The sequence below is a fragment of the Streptomyces sp. NPDC043726 genome (assembly GCF_056436565.1).
This window is the reverse complement of record NZ_JBWKCI010000002.1, coordinates 379,091-396,704: the sequence shown is the minus strand read 5'-3', so window position 1 is coordinate 396,704 and position 17,614 is coordinate 379,091. Positions and strand designations below refer to the sequence as shown.

Genomic DNA, 17,614 nt, shown 5'->3' with positions numbered 1-17,614 from the left:
GGCCCTTGGTAGGGTGCGCCGATGCCTTCGATCAAGCAGTTCCAGATCACCTTCGACTGCGCGGAACCCGAGCGTCTCGCTCGCTTCTGGTGCGAGGTGCTGGGATACGTCGTACCGCCACCCCCGCAGGGGTTTGCCACGTGGGACGAATTCAAGGGCTCCCTGCCAGCGGAGGAGCAGGACGCATGGTTCGCCTGCGTTGATCCCTCAGGCGTGGGCCCTCGGCTGTACTTTCAGCGTGTCCCCGAGGGAAAGGCCGCCAAGAATCGGCTCCATCTTGACGTGCGGGTCGGCACCGGACTCGTAGGAGAAGAACGGCTCGCCGCCCTCGAGGCCGAGTGCGCACGACTGATTCCGCTCGGCGCGGTGCACGTCCAGACGCTGTATGACGGCAATGACGCGTGCATCCCGATGCTGGACATCGAGGGCAACGAGTTCTGTATCGACTGAGCGGCGCGAGGTGTCTCGAGGTGTCTCGGGACGACGAGGCAGGGGAAACCATGGGACTGATCTACAGCTACGACCTGTATCTGCGCCCGCAGAATGTCGCCAAGGCGTTGGTCAATCTGTCCGAGCTGGCGCCCCCGGCCCGTGCCGTACCGCCGCTTGAGGTCACCCTGCCCGGCCGTGAGCGGCTTCGCCTGCCGTTTACGTCCCACTTCAAGAGCGAGCCGGTCGACTGCTCCACAAGCGGCAGACTCGAACTCGACCTGTCCCTCATGTTCGACGTCGATGAGGCACTGCGCGAGTACGCGCAGACGGGCGGCCCTGCGCCGACGGCCGACGGCCGTCTCCAAATCGGCTACATCTACGCCACGATCAGGTTCGAGTCCTCCCTGCATCCTGACTTCGCGTCGGTGGAATGCTGGGCCGCGACGTCGGGGATGAGCCGCTTGTTCGCTCAATCGGGCAGCGTGCGAAAGGTGTTCACCGACCTCACCGCCGACAGCGGTGGAGTGTGCTGCCTGTTCGACACCGGCGACGGTGCCCCCGAGCAAGTGGTCTGGCTCAGGGGTGATTCCGTCCAGGAGACGCTCTCTGGTCCCCGTTTCCCGGATCGGCAGGCGCTTGTGGCGGCTTGGTCCGACCCGGAGCAGTGAGCACCCGCTCTACCTCGTCGCGGAACACCACTGGCCATCCGGGCTGACGCGGTGCCCGTCAGGCCATGCCGAACCGCTCCGAGTGCACCTGCCGCGCGGGCACTTGCAGGTCCCGCAGCGCGGAGAGCACGGCGGTGGTCATGGCCGGCGGACCGCACACGTACACGTCTCGTTCGGTGATGTCGGGGACCAGCTGATGCAGGGCGCCGGGGCCGAGCGGCGGGACGCCCGCCTCGCCGGTCCTGCCGGTGAGCAGGTGCAGCCGTCCGCCCTGCTGCGCGACCAGGTGGCGCACCTCGTTCAGCAGCACCGCGTCGCCCTCGCTCCGCACCCGGTACAGCACGACGATGTCACCGCTCCCCTGCTCCTCCAGCAGGGCCCGCACGGGCGTGATCCCCACACCGCCGGCGATCAGCAGGGCGCCGGGCCTCGACCGGTGCAACGACGTGAACGCCCCGTACGGCCCTTCGACGAAGGCGCGGCTGCCGGCCGGGACGTTCCGCAGGCCGGCACTGGTACCGCCCACCGCCTTGGCCGTCACACGCAGCCCTTGTCCGCCCGGCGCCGCCGACAGGGAGAAGGGGTTGGCGGTCCACCAGTTGTTGTGCCCGGGAAACCGCCAGATGCAGAACTGTCCGGCCCGGGCGGGGAACTTGTCCAGGTGCCGTCCGCTCACGTACACCGAGACCGCGTTCAGCGACTCCGGCACCACGGCGACGACACGGAACCGGTGGTAGGCGTTGCGCCACAGCGGCACGACGATCCGCCCGGTCAGCAGCGCGCCGAACGCGAACAGCCACAGGAACCACCAGTAGGCCGTGGCGAACGCGGAGGACGTGAACGTCGTCGTCTCCTGCAACTGATGGACGAAGGCCAGCCCCAGCGCCACGTACAGCAGCAGGTGCAGACCGTGCCACACCTCGTACCGCAGCCGCCGCCGCACGGCCCGGGTGGAAACCACTCCGATCACGACGATGACGGCCGCGGCGAGCATGCCCAGCAGAGAGGCCGGAACGCCGCTCAGCGCGACGAACGTCTTCCCCATGGAGGTGTCGTCGAGCGTCGCGAAGCCCAGCACCACCAGCGTGGCGTGGGTCAATACCGTCCACAGCAGAGTGAATCCGACCCAGCGATGCCACACCGTGAGCCGGTCCATGCCGATACGCCGGTCCAGCCACGGCAGCCGGGCCACCAGCAGCAGTTGGAACATGATCAGCAGGGCCGCGTGCAGCCCGAACCACTTCGCCACCGTGAGCACGTCGTTCTTGCCCTCGCCGGCGCTGAGGAACAGCGCCTCGACGACCGCCAGGTTGACGATGACGAAGGCCCACATCACCCGGCGCGCCGCGTCCACAGGCAGCACCGCCCCCACCCGCACCGTGTCACTCGCCGCCATCATGGCCGCCCCCCTCCCCCGAGGCCGCACGACTCACGGCCCGTGTGCACAAACCCCATGAAGACCAAGGAATCCGGCAAAACGCGAACCTCGATCGCGTAAGGATACGGCTCGCGACCCCAATCTGTTCAGGCCGTGAGCGTCCTTCTGACGCCCATTCGTGGCGTCGGCGGCCGAACAGGCTCGCAAGGAGCCTCCCTGCGCCGGTGAGTGTCTGACAGATGGCCGGCCTTCAACCGGTTGCGTCGGCGACCGGCGTCAGGGGCACACGACTCCACAACCACTCAGCTCTCCCGCTCGCTCTGCCTTCTGAAACGCCAGGCGATCAGCCCGGATTCTCCTCCGGCAGCGAAGACACCGCACAGGGCCGCAGCACCATGATCGAGTCCTCCAAGGCCGCCACCATGGCGAAGGGGAACCGGTCGACCTCGAGACACAGGGCGACGTCATCGGGGTGGACGCCTTGGCGTACCCCCTGCGCCAGTTCGGCGGCGGCGCGTGACGTGGCTGCGCGGTGGAGGAACTCAGCCGCGTCCGTTCCGGCGTCGGTGGCTCTCCGCGCGATGTACTGCGCGCACGCCAGATCCTCCTCGGCCTGCCCGCCCTCGCCGGTGACCACGAACGTCACCTTGTCGCTCTCGCGCATCCGCAGGAGCCGAGCCGTGGCCTCCGCCACCACGAAGCCGGCGCACAGCACGAGTGACGCCTCCTTGACGGCGAGGGCGCCGACCGTCCCTGCCGTGGTCTTCTGCACGACGGTCCGGCCGTGGAGGTCAGCGGTCCGCAGCAGGCCCGGCGAGTTGACGAGGTCGAACCCCGGCGCGGGCGGACCGTCCTTCAACGCCACCCATTGCGGGTGACGACCCTTCAGCGCCAGCGCGTCGTCCAGCGACTCGGCAAGAACGATCCTCTCCGCTCCCTGGCCGAAGGCCCAGGCAGCCACCGTGAAAGCACGCATGACGTCTACGACGACGGCCACGGACGGGACTGCGACCAGATCAGCGATGCCGAGGAAACGAGCGTCCATTCCGAGCATGATCGCGCACTCCTCGTCCGAAGCGCGCGGGCAGTGGCGCGCATCACACCGGCAGGCCTAGCGGGCCTCAGGCCGTACGCAGGGCCTCAGCCGCGCCCGCCGCCTGGGCGGCGACGCCGAGCAGGCTGGAGGTGATGAACGAGCCGCCGCCGGTCAGGTCGCCGACCACCTGCACGCGCGGGTCGGCGGGGGTCAGGCCGCCGGACGGGTGGAGTGTGGCCAACCCGGAGGTGACCAGGGACTGCACCAGGGGGTGGGCGGTGGCGGGGACCGCCCGCGGGGGCGGGTTCACGGCGTTGACGACGTACTCCGCGGTGCGTTCGCCGTCGTCGCACCGCACCCTGAACCGCCCGTTGACCGGCTCGATCCCGCGGACGCCGGCCGTGACTGCGAGCTGGCCTGAGTCCAACAGCCGTATCAGGACGGAGGCGTTCACCGGCACCATCGGCGACGCCACGCTGACGGCCGTACGCCCATGCCGCCGCAGCCGGGCACGTTCGGGCTCGGTCAGCAGCCGCCACGCGTACGGCCCGACGCTGTGCGCGGTCTGCTGCAGCACGCGGCGCCCGACCCGAGGGTCGTCGATCGCGGCGAACTGCCGCCGGAGCCGCCGGACCGGGTCCTCCTCCTCGGTGGCCAGGAGTTCGGCCGCGAACGCGTCGAAGTCCTCCCCGGCCGCGGCCAGTTCCGCGCGCAGCAGCCCGATGAGATCGTCGAGCGTGACCCGGCCCCGCGCCCGGTGCAGCTCCGCCACCCGTTCGGCGGTCACGTGCCGGGGGCGCCGGTCGTCCGGGCGCTGCCAGACGTGCGGCAGCACGCCGCTGCGCGACAGGAGCGTGATCGGCCCCCGGTGCCCGCGAGCGGCGAGCGACACGACGACGTCCACGGCGGTCAGTCCGGCGCCGATGACCGCCACGTCGCCGTCGTCGGGGATATGGCCGAGCGTGTCGGCCAGCGGGTAGGGGTCGGCCGTGAAGCCGGGGGTGCCGGCGAGCCCGTACAGGTCCGGGGGTGTCCCTCCGCCCACACACAGCGCCAGATGGGCTGCCTCGAACTCCCCAGTGTCGTGTGTGCGCAGCACGAGCCGGGCTCCGCGGCGGGCGGCCGCTGTCACCCGGGCGGCCACGACGCGCACCACCCGGCCCTGCTCGCCCAGGGCCGCGATGGCCTTCTCGGCGGTGTGCGCGAGATACTCGCCGAAGAGTGCACGCGGGACCAGCGGCTGCCCCAGCAGTTCGTCGACGTGACTGGCGCCGCGCTCGCCCAGCCAGGCCGCGTAGTGGCCGAAGTCGCCGTGCCGGATCGACATCAGGGCGGGGGGCGTGTTCACCAGCACCGAGTCCAGGTCCGGGGCGTAGGGCCGCCCTCGCCACAGATGGGGCGACGGCTCGAAGACCGTGATCGTGCCCGCCCCGCCACCCTCGGCGCCCTTTCCGGCGGCCAGCGCGTCCAACAGGCCGACCGCTGCCGAGCCGCCTCCGACAATCGCGATGTCCATGATCTCCCTCGTTGCTGGTCGTGTCGTACGTCCTCGACCTTGGCCAACGCCGCCGCCGAACCCCATCCCCCGCGAGAGGGGCGGGCGGCGGGAATGACCCCCTCGGATGAGGGGTTGGCGTCCAGCGGTGATCCGGGCAGGCTGACCGGCGGAGGGGAATGCACATGACCGATCCATCACAGGCGGTGCTGTCGGCCGCCGAACGGGCCGCCGACGCGGTGGAGTTGTTCAGCCGCGCCTCGGCCGGGCTGCGGCGGCTGGTGCCCTACGACTCGGCCGTATGGACGGCGGCCGACCCGGAGACGGGGCTGATCACGGCCCCGATGCTGACCGAGAACCTCGGCTCCGGCGAGGGCTGTGCCGCCTACTGGGAGAGCGAACTCCTGGAAGAGAACATCGTTCCGTTCCGCGAACTGGCCCGCGCGCCCGTACCTGCCGCCACCCTGCGCGCCGCCACCGGCGATCTACCCGCCCGCAGCGCGCGCTTCCGGCGCCTCCTGCACGGCCAGGGCGTCCACGACGAACTGCGCGCGGTCCTACGGATCGGCGACCGCCCATGGGGCCTGGTCAGCCTCTTCCGCGCCACCAACGCATTCGGTACGGCCGAACTCGCCCTGCTCGCCGGCCTGTCCCGCCCGCTCGCCGCCATGCTGCGCAGCCTCGCCCGGCCCTCCCCCGCGGCGCCCCCGACGCGGTCACCCGCACCCGGCCTGATCTTCTTCGACGAGTCCGGCGAAGCCACGTCGATCAACGACGAGGCACGGCACTACCTCGCACTGCTGCCGAAAGGGCCGTCCTTCCCCTCACCGCTGGGCCTGAAGCTGCCCATCTGGGTGATCGGCACCGCACTCCAGGCACGGGCCATCGCCGACGGCCGCGACCACGGCCTCGCCCGGGTGCGCATCCGCACCACCGATGGGCAGTGGCTGAACTGCCATGCCTCCACCCTCACCGGCGTCGGCGGCCGCCCCGGCCCGGTGGCCCTGGTCATCGAGCCCGCCGCCCCCACCGACCTCGCGGTCCTGGTCGCCGAGGCCTACGGCCTGACACCGCGAGAACTCCAGATCACCCAGCTCATCGCACGCGGCATGACCACCGCCGAGATCGCCACGACGCTGTTCATCTCCCCGCACACGGTCCGCGACCACATCAAAGCCGTCTTCACCAAGACATCCGTCTCCAGCCGAGGCGAACTCGTCGCCCGCGTCTTCACCGAGCACTACTGGCCGGCCCTCCCGGAACCGACCCACATCCAGCAGCCCGGCCGACCCGCGACCCACGCCCGCGTCATGCGGTCGGGATACGGCCCTGCTGGGTTCGCTGGCTGACCGAGCACGGCTTCGACCCGTTCGCGCCGGGCTGTGAGATCGACGTACTGAGATCCCGGCTGTGAGCCTGTGCGGGGTCAGGGCGCGATAGCGGAAGCTGCTTCGCGGAAAGCGATGAGTTTGCGCAGCGGATCAGGTCTCGTATGACGTGACTGGAAAGATGACCACGGTCAAGGCAAACGACATCGCACTCGGTATCGAGTCGTTCGGCGACGCCGACGCGCCGCTCGTCCTGCTCGCAGGCGGCACGACGATGCTCTCCTGGCCCGACGCGCTCTGTGAGCGCCTCGCCGCGGGCGGGCGCCGCGTGGTGCGCTACGACCTGCGCGACAGCGGAGAGTCGACGACGGCGGATCCGAACGCGCCCGCCTACACCCTGCGCGACCTCGCCGCCGACGCGGCCGCCCTCGCTGACGCCCTCGGCGGTGGACCCGCCCACCTCGCCGGGATCGGCGTCGGCGGGATGGTCGCCCAGGTGGCGGTGCTCGACCATCCGGGAGCGTTCTCGGCACTCACCCTGGTCGGCACCCGGCCGGTTGCGCCCGGCCCGACCGATGACGACCTCCCCGACCATGACCAGGCAACGATGCGCCAACTGTTCGCCCATCCGATGCCCGACTGGACCGACCGCGAGGCGGTGGCGGAGTTCGCCGCCCTCGGTGCGGAGATCCTCGGCGACGACCCCGAGGCGGAACGCGAGCGCGCCGCGCGCATCTGGGACCGCACCCCCAGCACCGCCCCCGCGGTCCACATGGCCAACCAGATGGGCATGGTGTTCTCCAGACTCGACTGCACACCACGCTGGCGGGAGCGGCTGCCCGAGGTCGATGTCCCCACGCTCGTCGTCCACGGCGCCCGCGACTGGTTCTTCCCCGTCGGCAACGGCGAGGCACTCGCCCGCGAGATCCCCGGCGCACGGCTGCTGGTCCTCGAGACGGCCGCCACCGCGCTCCCCGAAACGGCGGTCGGCGAGGTCGCGGAGGCGATGCTCGGCCTCGGGTAGCGGACGGCGCCTGCCCCGCGACCACGTGGGATTCCGAGCAAGGGAGGGGGGCCGAGCCATTGCTAGGGTCGCCCGGTGAACAGGTGGGACGAGAGCGACGTACGCGCACGGATACGGGCGATGGCCGCGCGGGATCCGGAACGGAAGCGTTTCGGCGCGCCCACGCACCGGTACGAGCTGGCGCCTCGACTCCCGGAGGCGGAGATCCGGGATTTCGAGGAGTGCCACGGTATCGATCTGCCGGCGGAGTACCGGTCCTTTGTCGCGGAGGTGGGCAACGGCCCTGCGGGCCCCGACCACGGGCTGATGCCTTTGACCACCCCCCGCCCGGAGGCCGACGAAGTGTGGGCCGTGGACGACGAGTGGCAGGAAGACCGCCTTCCGGGCCGGCTCGCCGAGCCGTTCCCGCTGCTGGACCCCCGGCCCGGCCGAATCGCCGCCCCAGCCGACGCCCTGACCCGGGGCACCCTCATGCTCGCCGAGCAGGGCTGCGGGATGTTCGTCCGGCTCGTCCTGAACGGCCCTCGATCCGGCGAGGTCTGGCAGATCGACCCGGACTGGGGCGGCTTCGTTCCGATCAGCACGGACTTTCGCACCTGGTACACCGACTGGCTGGAGAGCCCGTAAGACGGACCCGGGTCGGCCGGCTGTGCTGCCTCAGTAGGTGAGCGCGTCCTCGGCCGTACCGAAGAAGCTGGTGACCTGACCGTCGTTGACCGTGACGGGGCCGTCGTTGATCGGCACCGTCGCCGGGCTCTCCGCCGCGGTCAGCGCGACTTCCACTTCCCCTGCGCTCTTGCCGCCCGGGGTGTCGGCCTTCGAGAACATGATCCCGGCGTAGGCGCTCTCGCCGTCCTTCAGCATCCAGTCCTTGCCCTCGGGCCCCATGTGCTCGGCGGCGCCGTCGAGCCCGGGAATCGTGATGACGAGCTCGTTCGCGGGCAGCAGGCACGGGTCGCCGCTCGTGTTGGTCGCCGTCAGCAGCGCGTGGTTGACCGGCCTGGACGCGACCGTGACGTCGTAACTCATGTCCGAGGTCTCGCACATCCCCACTCCCCCGTCCTGACCGTCGCCGGAGTCGGGCGTCGAGGACGGCGTGGCGCCACCGCTGCCGGAGGAGCTGCCGCTGTCGCTGCCGCCGTCCTCCGGGGCGGCCGGCGAGGGCGACTCGGTGCCCTTGTCAGCACCCGCAGGAGAGGCGCTCGCCGGCGCGCTCGGCGCGGCACCGTCCGTCTCCGAGCCACCGTCGCAGGCGGTCAGCGCCACGACGCCGAACGACAGAGCGGCGAGTACGGCAGCGGTACGGCCTCGGCGTGAACGAACTGTGCGAGCCATGAGAAGTCCCCCGGGAGTTGGAATGTCCCGGTGATCGTGCCTCATGGCAGGGACGTTTCCGCCCCTCCACATCGACACAGGTCCGTCTGCGCACACGTTTGTGACACTGTGACAGCGGTGGCGCGTCACTGGGCAGCCGACTGTCGCCGGGCTCGTGTCCGCGGGCGGTACTTGGGCTCCTTGCCGCACCCGCAGACCGACAGCCCCTCGTAGCGAAGCCCTTCCCCCAGCACCGCCGCCACGACAGACCACCGGCGGGCATCCCGCCTGGGCGGCGGGGCGAAGTCATGGCCGGCACAAATGAGAGGCCGAGAACAGTTCGGGCACAGGTGCTCCAGCCGCCGATGGGCGTGCCGCTTGAAGCTGACACGGCACGAGACACACGCGTAGTGCAGCTTGTAGTAGGTCATGGCGTAGAAGCACACCGAATCACAGTACTGGGCAGAGAAGATCACCATGCAGACCCACCCCATCGACCACGAACTGATCCAGGCCGCAGAGCATGTCGCTCGCACTCGCTGCCGGGGCGACAACCACACCGTGGCAGCCGCCGCCCGCGCCGCCGACGGACGGATCATCACCGCGGTGAACGCCTACCACTTCACGGGAGGCCCCTGCGCCGAACTCGTCCTCCTCGGCGCGGCGGCCGCCCAGGGCGCCTACGAACTGGACACCATCGTGGCCGTGGGCGACCGGGACCGAGGGGTGGTGCCTCCGTGCGGTCGCTGCCGTCAGGTTCTGCTCGACTACTTCCCCACCCTCCACGTCATCGTCGGCCAGGCGGACCGCGTCCGAGCCGTCCGCATCACCGACTTGCTGCCCGAGAGCTACGTGTGGGCCGACCATCAGCTCGAGGCCGAGTAGACCGCGCCACACAACCTCAGCGGCGAGGATCGATGACAACCCCCGGATTGAGGACCCCCCGCGGGTCGAATACCGCCTTCCCGGCTTGCAGGGCCGTGGCGAAGAGGTCGGGGCGTTGCTGGTCGTACCAGGGGCGGTGGTCGCGGCCGATCGCGTGGTGGTGGGTGATCGTGCCGCCGGTCGAGACGAGGGCCTGGGAGACGGCCTGTTTGATCTCGTCCCACTGTTCCACCGTCCTGCCCCAGTGGCCCGCGGCGTAGATGCCGAAGTAGGGAGCCGGGCCGTCGGGGTAGACGTGGGTGAAGCGGCACGTCACGACACCCGTGGCGCCCACCTGGCGCATGGCGTCCTGGGCTGCGTCGTTGACGGCCGCGCGCAGCGTCTCGAACCGGTCCCAGGTGCAGGCCGTCTCGAAGGTCTCCACGATCATGCCCTGGGCGGCGAGCGCGTCGCGCTGGTACGGCATGCGCAGGAAGGCGGAGCGCCAGGTGTCGGCCGCGCCGGTGTGCGCGGTCCGGTCCGAACTGTCGGTGTATCGGGCCGGTTCGGGCAGGATGCCGCCGTGGTCGCGGCACAGTTCCAGGGCGCGTTCCATCCCGGCCGTGACGGGGTGGTCGGCGGATTCGAAGCCGAGGACCAGGACCGCGCTCGCGGAGCCGGCGTTGATCAGCGCCTCCACCGGGTCCAGGAGCCGGCAGTTGGCGGGGTTCAGTCCGGACTGGGACAGCGCGCGCACGGCCTGGACGCCGGCGTCGTAGTCGGTGAAGGTGACCGCGGCGCCGGCCCGCCAGCGGGGGCGGTCCTGGAGCCGTACCCAGGCTTGGGTGATGACGCCCAGGGTGCCTTCGGAGCCGAGGAACATGCGGTCCGGGGACGGCCCGGCGCCCGAGGCCGGGAGTCGGCGGGTTTCCAGCGCGCCGGAGGGCGTGATGACCCGCAGCGACTCGGTGAGGTCGTCGATGTGGGTGAGGTGGGTGGCGAAGTGGCCGCCCGCCCGTGTGGCGAGCCAGCCGCCGAGGGTGGAGAACTCGAAGGACTGGGGGAAGAAGCGCAACGTGTATCCGCGGGGCCGCAGTTGTGCCTCCAGACGCGGGCCGAGGGTGCCGGCCTGGACGAGCGCGGCGCGGCTGGCCGTATCGACCTCCAGGACCTGGTTCATGGAGGTGAGGTCCAGGCTGACGACCCCGGTGTACTCGTCGCCCACACGGGGCTCCACACCTCCCACGACCGACGAGCCGCCGCCGAAGGGGACGACCGCGATGCCGGCGTCGGTGCACCAGTCGAGGACCTGGACGACCTCGGCCTCCGACGTCGGGCGGGCGACGAGGTCGGGTACGTGGGGCAACCGGCCCAACAGCGCCCGTACGACATCGCGGAACGCCTGCCCGTGGCTGTGGGCGAGCCGATCGCGGACGTCATCGGAGACGATGCCCTCCAGCGCCGACGGCGCGGTGATCCCGCTCGCGGCGACGTCGAAGGAGGCGATGGGGGGCGCCGGATGCACGGTCAGGTCGGCGTCCGGCAGCAACTGTGCGGTGCGTCGGGTGAGTTCCTCGCGTTCCGGCCCGGTCACGGCGTCCTCGACGTTGCCCCATCCCCACCACGAACGCGTTTTGCCGCTCACCGCCGCACCACCGATCTGAACGAAGGGTAAGTTACCTGCCGGTCAATCTGGCATAGAGTGCAGGCATGAGCAAGGAGAAGGCCACGCGCGGGGTGGGCACCAAGGGGATGCCGCGCAAGGAACGAGAACAGCTGATCCTCGACGCGGCGGCCGAGGAGTTCGGCAGGAAGGGCTACGCACGCGGCTCGACGGCGGACGTGGCGGCGCTCGCCGGCATCACCAAGCCCCTGATCTACGAGTACTTCGGCTCCAAGGACGGCCTGTACCTGGCCTGCCTGAACCGGGCCGGCGCCCGCCTCGTAGAGGCCGTCACCGCCGCCGTGACCGGACCCGCCGACCTCACCCGGGCCGCCCGCACCATGCGGGCCATCTTCCGGACACTGGAGTCCCGCCTGCACGACTGGGAGCTCGTCTACGACCCGACCCTGCTCCCCGGCACCGAACTCCATGGGGCGGCCACCGTCCACCGACGGGAACTCAACCGCCTGGGCGCGGCCGGTGTCACCGAGTTCCTCGGCGGCTCCCCCGCCACCGAACCGCTCGACGCCGACTTCGCCACCCACCTCTGGTACGGGACCGTCAGCGCCTCGGTCGCCTGGTGGCGGCACCATCCCGAGCAGACCGCCGCCGAGATGAACGCCCGCTTCGAGCGGATCTTCGCCCTCCTCCATCCCCCGGGGGCTGCAGAGGCCACGGCGGGACGTTCCTGACGCGCGTAGGGCGCGCCTCGCGTCCGCCGAGGCCCCGGCGTCGGCAGTGCGGTGCTTCGCGTCAGGACAAGGCAAGGACGCAGAACTCGTGGTCCTCCGGGTCGGTCAGGCACGTCCAGGGGACGTCGCCCTGGCCGACGTCGAGGTCCATGGCGCCGAGAGCCCTGAGCCGGGCCACCTCCGCCGCTTTGTCGTCACCGGGGTACGGCAGCAGGTCGACGTGGACACGGTCCGGCACGGTCTTCACGTCAGGGGTCCGGATGAACTCCAGGTACGGGCCGACGCCTTGGGCGGAGCGCAGCACCGCCTGGTCGTCGGTCACCTCGTGCAGGGTCCAGTCCGTCGCCTCGTCCCAGAACCGGGCCATGACCCGCGGATCCGAACAGTCGACCACGATCGCGGCGATGGGCCCGGTGTCCCGGTAGATCTCGCGGGGCTCCAGCACGCAGAACTCGTTGCCCTCGGGGTCGGCGAGGACCGTCCACGGTACGTCGCCCTGCCCCACGTCGACGGGCGTCGCGCCGAGGGCCTGCAGCCGCTCGACCAACTCCGCCTGGTGGGCCGCGGAGGTGGTGGCGAGGTCGAGGTGTACGCGGTTCTTCGTCGCCGTCTTGGCCTCCGGGACGGGAACCACGTCGACGCCGACGAAGACCGGGTCCGGCCAGACGAGGCCGCCGGCGGGTCCGACGTAGGTGGCCACGCCGGGACTGTAAGCACTCCATCCGAGCGCCTCCGCCCAGAAGCCGCCGACCCGCGAGGCATCAACCGCCTTGATGATCACGTGCACAGGTCGCAGCGCCATGCCGATGATCTTATACGCCCGCCCCACCACGGTCTCCGGTCCGACCGGCCCGGCACGCGCGCACTCACGAGCCGGTGGTGCAATGCGGTCGCGTCCCCTACGGTCTGCTGGTGGTGATCAGATTTGGCGCGCGGCGCAGGCTCGGCGTCCCGGACCCCGAGGCGCGGCTGCGCTTCGAGGCGGAGCAGCGGGAGACCGGCGGCGGACCCGGGCGCCGACTGCTCGTGGTCGACGGGGACCCCGCCTTCGAACTCAGCTTCTGGTGCGGAACATGCCCCTTCCTCTTCTGCCGGTTGGAGACCGCCCGGCAGACGCTGTCGCTGGAGAGCGTGCGGGAGCGGCTCACCGCAGAACTGGCCTCTCCCGACGACGACGGCGTGCTCGATGCGTTCGGCGCGTTGCTGCCCGAGGGCGAGTACCTTCCGGTGCTGCTCCGCGTGGAGCCCCGTCTGGTCGTTCCCGGCCAGCAAGGGGACTACTCCAGCGGTGAGCAGGTGGCCACGCGGGAACGCGTCGAGGAGTACGTCGGACTCATGGGCCGAGGAACGGTCCCTACGGCTGTGGCGGTCTCCACTCTGGATGTGTGCGAGCCCGCCGCCGGACGGCCGGAGGACCATTACCGGCACTGGGGTCTGACGCATTTCCTCCTCGACGGCCACCACAAACTGGAGGCCGCGGCCGCATCCGGCCGCCCGGTGCGACTCCTATCACTCCTCGCCCTGGGTGAGGGCCTGGCCGACGCCGAGGACTGGGCCCGGCTGCCCGCCCTGCGCGCGCAACGCCGCACGGCCCGAGTGTCCGGCGCCTGAAGCGGCGGACGTGATCGCGGAACAACGCAAGAACCGCCCGACGCCACCGGGACCGGCCGTGCCGGCTGTCGGCGGGGGCGATCGTAGACTCGCGCGCCATGGAAGAGATCGTCAGGCTGGGAGAGATCAGCTGCCCATCAGGGGCCCTGGTCGTCATTGACGGCGGACTTCTGGGGCTGTGGAGCGGAGAGCGGTCGCCGGCGGAGATCGATCCTGCTCTGCTCGGCGTCGACGACCCGGCGACGGCTGCCGAAGTACTCAACTCGGTGGACTTCGCCGTCGTCGGCCCGGACGCCTCGGCCGCGGCCCGCAGCTTCGACCGGCAGCCGGGCGCCATGCTCCACGACATCCCGGCCTCGCAGGCGGTGAAGCTCGGCAGGATGTTCGATGAGCACTGCACGGCCGCTGGTCTGGACGCTCGCTTGGAGGCGTTGCCGCACCGCGAACCACACGCCCGACGCGCGCGCCGCACTGCCGATGAAGGCGGCGGCGGTTTCCTGATGTTCGGGGTGCCTGTCGTGGTGGCCGGAGGGCTGCCCCGCGATCGTCATCTGCCGGTGTTCGCTTCGCGGGTCGATCGGGGCGACGGAGCCGGACCGCGTCGGTCGGAGATGTCGGTTCGGCTGAGCGACGTCCCGGTGGAGTCATCCGTGCTGTTGGGTGACGTCGGCGTCGACCGGGCCCGCGTGCTGTTCGGAGATGCCGACGCCCTGAACCTCTGGCAACACGACGAGTCCGTCGACGGGTTGGCCGACGTGGCCTTTTGGGGCGCTGCCGAGGAGGAAGCCGCCGCAGCGTTCGCGGCTCCGGCGCTTGGCGAACCCGGCGAGGACGGCATCCGCGGGTGGACCGGGCTGACCGTGGCGGAAGCCATCGAGAAGGTACTCACCCTGCAGCGCTGGAAGGAGCGGACCGGGCGCCGCATGATGGTGGACTTCCGTCCCCATTCCCATCACTGGCAGGTCATGCGCCAGGTTCGCGCCTCCGAAGCCGAGGCCGGAGCGGTGGACGTGGGCGACGCCCGACTGCTCTGCGCGATGACGAGCTGGGGAGACGGCTGCTTCCCCGTGTGGGCCGACCTGGACGCGTCGGGTGCGGTGGTCGCGGTGCGGGTGAGCTTCTCCGACGCGCGCGACTGAAAGGTCGTTTCACCTCGGTGGTGGTCCAGCGGATGCTCAACTGGGAGCCTACAGGGGTCAGTTCCAGGGTTCCCGGTACGGGTCCTCGCCCAGCACCTGCGCTGCGGCCCGGCAGAGGTCTTCGCCGTACAGCTGGTTGCTGCCGTATGCGGAGCCCCACAGGTCGGTCGCGGCCTGGGCCACGGCGCGCCAGCTGAAGTCCTCGTCGACGCGCCAGGTGCGGATCTGGACCGCCATCTCCCTGCTGATCGTCGCCGGATCCACGAGATTGTGGGTCATTTCGGCCTCAGGTGTCCGTGATGCGGCGGGCGGCAGCCACCAGCCCGGCGGGCAGGGCGGGGCCGGCGCAGGCGTGGTCGATCAGCAGGGCGAGGTAGGAGTCGTTCGGCAACTCCGGTGCCAGATCGATGAGTTCGCGAAGCTCGGCGGGCGAGCCGGTCAGGCGTGCCCGGTAGGCCGCTCCGGCCGCGCGCAGGGTGAGTTCGGTCGGCTCGTACGTCAGTCCCTGATCGACCCGCTGGACCGCCGACGTGAAGTCGCCCTGCTCGGCGTGCACATCGGCCAGGTCGAGACAGAGCGACCAGTTGGCCGGGTCCAGGGCGAGCGCACGCTCGAACGCCGCCACGGTCCGTTCAGGCTCGCCCAGCTTGCGCCAGGTACCCGCTCGCACGACCTCCGTCAGCATGATCCGCTCGACGGCGTCCGCCTGGTCGCAGAGGGCGAACGAGGCGTCGGTGAGACCGCAGGCCCGCAGCAGGATCGCCATCCTGGCCAGCGCTTCCGGCACCGGCTCGCGGGCGGAGACCGCCTCGATGGCATCGAACCAGGGACGCATCCGTTCGCGCATGCCGTCGGAGTTCAGGTCGTGGCCGTAGTCCATCGTCCGCATCGCGGCCTCGGCCAGGGCGTCCGCCGTCACAGCACTCAGAAACCGGTCATCGCTGAACCAAGGGGCCCTCGCCCAGGCGATGCTGGGCTGCGCACCCGTGACCGAGCCCATCGCCAGCGCGGCCTCGTCCATGTCGCGTTGCAGGAAGCAGACGTACGACCGCGCCAGCACCGCCCGCAGGGAGCCGGCGTCCTGAACGGCCTCGGCCAGCTCCGAGGGCTTGTCCCGCCACAACTCGGCCAGCGCCTCGTAGGGCTCGGGGTTCTCGGGCGCGGAGGCGATGGCACCCGCCAGATAGTGGACGGCTGCCGCGGGGCTGCCCCCACAGTGCGCCATCACCCGCGCGAGGCCTATTCCTGCTGATCCCTGATGCGACACCGTCCGAGGGTATCCCTGACCTGGACGCCTTCCGGCCGGTGGGTCGGGTGGGGGTCAGGAACGCTGTGGCGTCGGCAGCACACAGGTGCTGTCGAGTCCCAGGACGTGGTTGAGGCGGCCGAACGCCAGCCAGGAGCCGATGCTCATGCTCAGTTCGACGATCTCCGCCTGGCTGTAGTGCGCCGTCATCCGGGTCCAGAAGTCGGCGTCCAGGTTGTGGTGGTCGCTCGCGTAGCGCTCCGCGTACTCGGCGGCCAGGCGGGTTCGTTCGTCGAAGGCATCCGTCGTACGCCAGTCCGCAACCGCGTCGAGGAAGCCCTCCTCGACCCTCTGCCCGTCCCGTTCGGTGCGCCAGTCCAGGCAGAAGAGGCAGCCGTTGATCTGGGCGATGCGCAGGCGGGCGGCCTCGAACTCGCGCAGTCCGAGGGTCGTGTGCTCGTAGACGGCCAGGGAGAACGCGCCGGCCGCGGCGCCGATCCCGGGGACCATCTCGCCCCAGACGTAGGTGAGGGGGTCGGCGCCCTCGGGGATGTCGATCTGCATCATCACTTCTTTCCCAGCCTGCCCGCCGCGGGGCGCAGCGGGACGTCGAGTGCGTCGTAGAGACCCGGTCGGGCCTCGGCCAGCCAGTCGATGGCGTTCACCAGTCGGCCGGCCGCGGTCGCGTTGCCACCGGCCGCCCTGTTCTCCCCCTCGTCGGTGGCCTCGACCGTGACCTCGATGCGGGGACGTCCTTCGATGACCACGCGGTGTGCGCCGGCCCCGCCGTCCGGTGGTGTCGGCCAGTCCGGTGCGCAGGTGGCGTGAACACGGGTGACGTGTTCGATGACGATGCGCGGCTCGCCCTGCACGATGCCCTGTACTTCCAGGCGTACCGCTCCCTGCGTACCGGCCGGGAACTCCCCCATCCGGGCGGTGACGACCGACGCCTCCAGAGCCCGGCGCTCCAACTTCTCCTCGATACCGTCCAGTTCGGCACCCAGGGCCCGTGCCATCATCCGCAGCTGGCCGCCCCAGATCATCGTGGGGATTCCTTCGGCGAGCATCAGCGGCTGATAGTCCAGTGGGTGTCCCATACCGACCAGGTCGCGGACCGCTTCCTCCTGGTCGTACGTCGAGTAGTCGAAGATCTCCTGGCACCGGACGGCGTCGATGTCGGAGCCGAGCCCGCTGACCAGCAGGGGGAGCACGTCATTCGCCCAACCGGGGTCCACGCCCGACACGAACAGCGAGCCTCCCCCGGCCAGCGCGGCCTGAAGCAGCGGGCCGCGGATCTCCTCCGGGGCGTTGGTGCAGTCGTACATGCCGTAGAGGGACGGTGTGACGACCACCGCGCCCGCGCGCAGCGCCCGGCAGACGTCCTCGATCGCGCCGTCCGGGCGGACGTCACCGGACGCCGTATACACGACCGCGCGGGGGCCGTTGGAGAGGACCCCGTCCACATCGTCCGTCGCCGGCACACCGAGACGCCCATCGAGTCCGGCCAACTCGCCCGCGTCCTTGCCGACCTTGGCCGGACTGGACACCAACACCGCTGCCAGGCTGAGCAGCGGGTGCGCGGCGACGGCTCGGACGGCCGCGCGTCCCATGTTCCCTGTGCCCCACACCACCGTCGAAATCATGGGCGGAGGGTAACGATGCGGCCCAAAACTTCCCATAGTCATGCAACAGGCAAAGAGTGCGGACTCTCCGGGCTGTTGAGG

The 17,614-nt window shown here is 70.7% G+C and carries 19 protein-coding genes and 1 pseudogene; 10 read left to right on the top strand and 10 right to left on the bottom strand.

What is annotated here, in order from left to right:
* Positions 1 to 21: 21 nt before the first annotated feature.
* Both AC068Z_RS06560 and AC068Z_RS06555 read left to right on the top strand, forming a co-directional pair.
* Entirely contained in the window at positions 22 to 450 is a 429-nt protein-coding gene (locus AC068Z_RS06560) for a VOC family protein (RefSeq protein WP_478552911.1), read from the top strand.
* A gap of 50 nt (positions 451 to 500) precedes the next feature.
* Positions 501 to 1,100 (top strand): hypothetical protein, encoded by a 600-nt coding sequence (locus AC068Z_RS06555; protein WP_478552910.1) that lies wholly within the window; start codon positions 501 to 503, stop codon positions 1,098 to 1,100.
* Between the two features lie 58 nt (positions 1,101 to 1,158).
* Here AC068Z_RS06555 and AC068Z_RS06550 read toward each other — a convergent pair whose 3' ends face one another.
* The 3 genes from AC068Z_RS06550 to AC068Z_RS06540 all read right to left on the bottom strand — a co-directional run bounded on the left by AC068Z_RS06550 (position 1,159) and on the right by AC068Z_RS06540 (position 5,030).
* Positions 1,159 to 2,499, bottom strand: coding sequence for a ferredoxin reductase family protein (locus tag AC068Z_RS06550; protein WP_478552908.1), 1,341 nt, complete (start codon positions 2,497 to 2,499; stop codon positions 1,159 to 1,161).
* Positions 2,500 to 2,821: 322 nt separating this feature from the next.
* A complete protein-coding gene (locus AC068Z_RS06545) occupies positions 2,822 to 3,523 on the bottom strand; it encodes a 2-phosphosulfolactate phosphatase (protein ID WP_478552906.1) in 702 nt (233 codons plus the stop codon).
* Positions 3,524 to 3,599: 76 nt separating this feature from the next.
* A complete protein-coding gene (locus AC068Z_RS06540; protein WP_478552905.1) occupies positions 3,600 to 5,030 on the bottom strand; it encodes an FAD/NAD(P)-binding protein in 1,431 nt (476 codons plus the stop codon).
* A 164-nt stretch (positions 5,031 to 5,194) separates the two neighbouring features.
* Between AC068Z_RS06540 and AC068Z_RS06535 the strand changes: the two genes are divergently transcribed.
* From AC068Z_RS06535 to AC068Z_RS06520, 4 genes and pseudogenes are all read left to right on the top strand, one after another.
* Positions 5,195 to 6,358 carry a helix-turn-helix domain-containing protein gene (locus tag AC068Z_RS06535; protein ID WP_478552903.1) on the top strand — a complete coding sequence of 388 codons (1,164 nt, stop codon included), beginning with the start codon at positions 5,195 to 5,197 and terminating at the stop codon, positions 6,356 to 6,358.
* Positions 6,346 to 6,423 (top strand): annotated as a pseudogene (locus tag AC068Z_RS06530) (aminoglycoside phosphotransferase family protein); the annotation flags it as partial. The gene AC068Z_RS06535 and the pseudogene AC068Z_RS06530, both read left to right, overlap by 13 nt.
* A 95-nt stretch (positions 6,424 to 6,518) precedes the next feature.
* Entirely contained in the window at positions 6,519 to 7,361 is an 843-nt protein-coding gene (locus AC068Z_RS06525) for an alpha/beta fold hydrolase (protein ID WP_478552901.1), read from the top strand.
* Positions 7,362 to 7,436: 75 nt separating this feature from the next.
* Positions 7,437 to 7,988 carry an SMI1/KNR4 family protein gene (locus AC068Z_RS06520; RefSeq protein WP_478552899.1) on the top strand — a complete coding sequence of 184 codons (552 nt, stop codon included), beginning with the start codon at positions 7,437 to 7,439 and terminating at the stop codon, positions 7,986 to 7,988.
* 30 nt (positions 7,989 to 8,018) lie between these two features.
* Here the strand turns inward: AC068Z_RS06520 and AC068Z_RS06515 are convergent, their stop codons facing one another.
* The gene (locus AC068Z_RS06515) at positions 8,019 to 8,696 is read right to left on the bottom strand and encodes a DUF4232 domain-containing protein (protein ID WP_478552898.1); all 678 of its coding nucleotides are present in this window, start codon (positions 8,694 to 8,696) and stop codon (positions 8,019 to 8,021) included.
* 450 nt (positions 8,697 to 9,146) lie between these two features.
* On the opposite strand from AC068Z_RS06515, the gene AC068Z_RS06510 reads away from it, so the two are divergent.
* Positions 9,147 to 9,560 (top strand): cytidine/deoxycytidylate deaminase family protein, encoded by a 414-nt coding sequence (locus AC068Z_RS06510; protein ID WP_478553746.1) that lies wholly within the window; start codon positions 9,147 to 9,149, stop codon positions 9,558 to 9,560.
* A 16-nt stretch (positions 9,561 to 9,576) separates the two neighbouring features.
* Here AC068Z_RS06510 and AC068Z_RS06505 read toward each other — a convergent pair whose 3' ends face one another.
* Entirely contained in the window at positions 9,577 to 11,184 is a 1,608-nt protein-coding gene (locus tag AC068Z_RS06505; protein ID WP_478552896.1) for an FAD-binding oxidoreductase, read from the bottom strand.
* A gap of 65 nt (positions 11,185 to 11,249) precedes the next feature.
* Here AC068Z_RS06505 and AC068Z_RS06500 point away from each other — a divergent pair, with 65 nt between their 5' ends.
* Positions 11,250 to 11,894, top strand: coding sequence for a TetR/AcrR family transcriptional regulator (locus AC068Z_RS06500; RefSeq protein ID WP_478552894.1), 645 nt, complete (start codon positions 11,250 to 11,252; stop codon positions 11,892 to 11,894).
* 61 nt (positions 11,895 to 11,955) lie between these two features.
* On the opposite strand, the gene AC068Z_RS06495 is transcribed toward AC068Z_RS06500, so the two are convergent.
* Positions 11,956 to 12,696, bottom strand: coding sequence for a VOC family protein (locus AC068Z_RS06495; RefSeq protein ID WP_478552892.1), 741 nt, complete (start codon positions 12,694 to 12,696; stop codon positions 11,956 to 11,958).
* A 110-nt stretch (positions 12,697 to 12,806) separates the two neighbouring features.
* Between AC068Z_RS06495 and AC068Z_RS06490 the strand changes: the two genes are divergently transcribed.
* Positions 12,807 to 13,505 (top strand): hypothetical protein, encoded by a 699-nt coding sequence (locus AC068Z_RS06490; RefSeq protein WP_478552891.1) that lies wholly within the window; start codon positions 12,807 to 12,809, stop codon positions 13,503 to 13,505.
* 98 nt (positions 13,506 to 13,603) lie between these two features.
* Positions 13,604 to 14,644: a hypothetical protein gene (locus AC068Z_RS06485; protein WP_478552889.1), complete on the top strand. Its 1,041-nt coding sequence runs from the start codon at positions 13,604 to 13,606 to the stop codon at positions 14,642 to 14,644.
* 57 nt (positions 14,645 to 14,701) lie between these two features.
* Here AC068Z_RS06485 and AC068Z_RS06480 read toward each other — a convergent pair whose 3' ends face one another.
* Genes AC068Z_RS06480 through AC068Z_RS06465 form a run of 4 tightly spaced genes read right to left on the bottom strand, consistent with a single transcriptional unit; the run spans position 14,702 to position 17,533 of the window.
* Positions 14,702 to 14,923 carry a hypothetical protein gene (locus AC068Z_RS06480; RefSeq protein WP_478552887.1) on the bottom strand — a complete coding sequence of 74 codons (222 nt, stop codon included), beginning with the start codon at positions 14,921 to 14,923 and terminating at the stop codon, positions 14,702 to 14,704.
* A 7-nt stretch (positions 14,924 to 14,930) separates the two neighbouring features.
* Positions 14,931 to 15,911: a tetratricopeptide repeat protein gene (locus tag AC068Z_RS06475; protein WP_478552885.1), complete on the bottom strand. Its 981-nt coding sequence runs from the start codon at positions 15,909 to 15,911 to the stop codon at positions 14,931 to 14,933.
* Positions 15,912 to 15,965: 54 nt separating this feature from the next.
* A complete protein-coding gene (locus tag AC068Z_RS06470; protein WP_478553744.1) occupies positions 15,966 to 16,454 on the bottom strand; it encodes a carboxymuconolactone decarboxylase family protein in 489 nt (162 codons plus the stop codon).
* Positions 16,455 to 16,456: 2 nt separating this feature from the next.
* Entirely contained in the window at positions 16,457 to 17,533 is a 1,077-nt protein-coding gene (locus AC068Z_RS06465; RefSeq protein ID WP_478552883.1) for an NAD(P)H-dependent amine dehydrogenase family protein, read from the bottom strand.
* Positions 17,534 to 17,614 lie beyond the last annotated feature (81 nt).

Excerpts from the sequence above, each read along its gene's own strand:
- AC068Z_RS06560 (WP_478552911.1), top strand. The coding sequence starts at position 22 with ATGCCTTCGATCAAGCAGTTCCAGATCACCTTCGACTGCGCGGAACCC.
- AC068Z_RS06555 (WP_478552910.1), top strand. The coding sequence starts at position 501 with ATGGGACTGATCTACAGCTACGACCTGTATCTGCGCCCGCAGAATGTC.
- AC068Z_RS06550 (WP_478552908.1), bottom strand. The coding sequence starts at position 2,499 with ATGATGGCGGCGAGTGACACGGTGCGGGTGGGGGCGGTGCTGCCTGTG.
- AC068Z_RS06545 (WP_478552906.1), bottom strand. The coding sequence starts at position 3,523 with ATGGACGCTCGTTTCCTCGGCATCGCTGATCTGGTCGCAGTCCCGTCC.
- AC068Z_RS06540 (WP_478552905.1), bottom strand. The coding sequence starts at position 5,030 with ATGGACATCGCGATTGTCGGAGGCGGCTCGGCAGCGGTCGGCCTGTTG.
- AC068Z_RS06535 (WP_478552903.1), top strand. The coding sequence starts at position 5,195 with ATGACCGATCCATCACAGGCGGTGCTGTCGGCCGCCGAACGGGCCGCC.
- AC068Z_RS06525 (WP_478552901.1), top strand. The coding sequence starts at position 6,519 with ATGACCACGGTCAAGGCAAACGACATCGCACTCGGTATCGAGTCGTTC.
- AC068Z_RS06515 (WP_478552898.1), bottom strand. The coding sequence starts at position 8,696 with ATGGCTCGCACAGTTCGTTCACGCCGAGGCCGTACCGCTGCCGTACTC.
- AC068Z_RS06500 (WP_478552894.1), top strand. The coding sequence starts at position 11,250 with ATGAGCAAGGAGAAGGCCACGCGCGGGGTGGGCACCAAGGGGATGCCG.
- AC068Z_RS06495 (WP_478552892.1), bottom strand. The coding sequence starts at position 12,696 with ATGGCGCTGCGACCTGTGCACGTGATCATCAAGGCGGTTGATGCCTCG.
- AC068Z_RS06485 (WP_478552889.1), top strand. The coding sequence starts at position 13,604 with ATGGAAGAGATCGTCAGGCTGGGAGAGATCAGCTGCCCATCAGGGGCC.
- AC068Z_RS06480 (WP_478552887.1), bottom strand. The coding sequence starts at position 14,923 with ATGACCCACAATCTCGTGGATCCGGCGACGATCAGCAGGGAGATGGCG.
- AC068Z_RS06470 (WP_478553744.1), bottom strand. The coding sequence starts at position 16,454 with ATGCAGATCGACATCCCCGAGGGCGCCGACCCCCTCACCTACGTCTGG.
- AC068Z_RS06465 (WP_478552883.1), bottom strand. The coding sequence starts at position 17,533 with ATGATTTCGACGGTGGTGTGGGGCACAGGGAACATGGGACGCGCGGCC.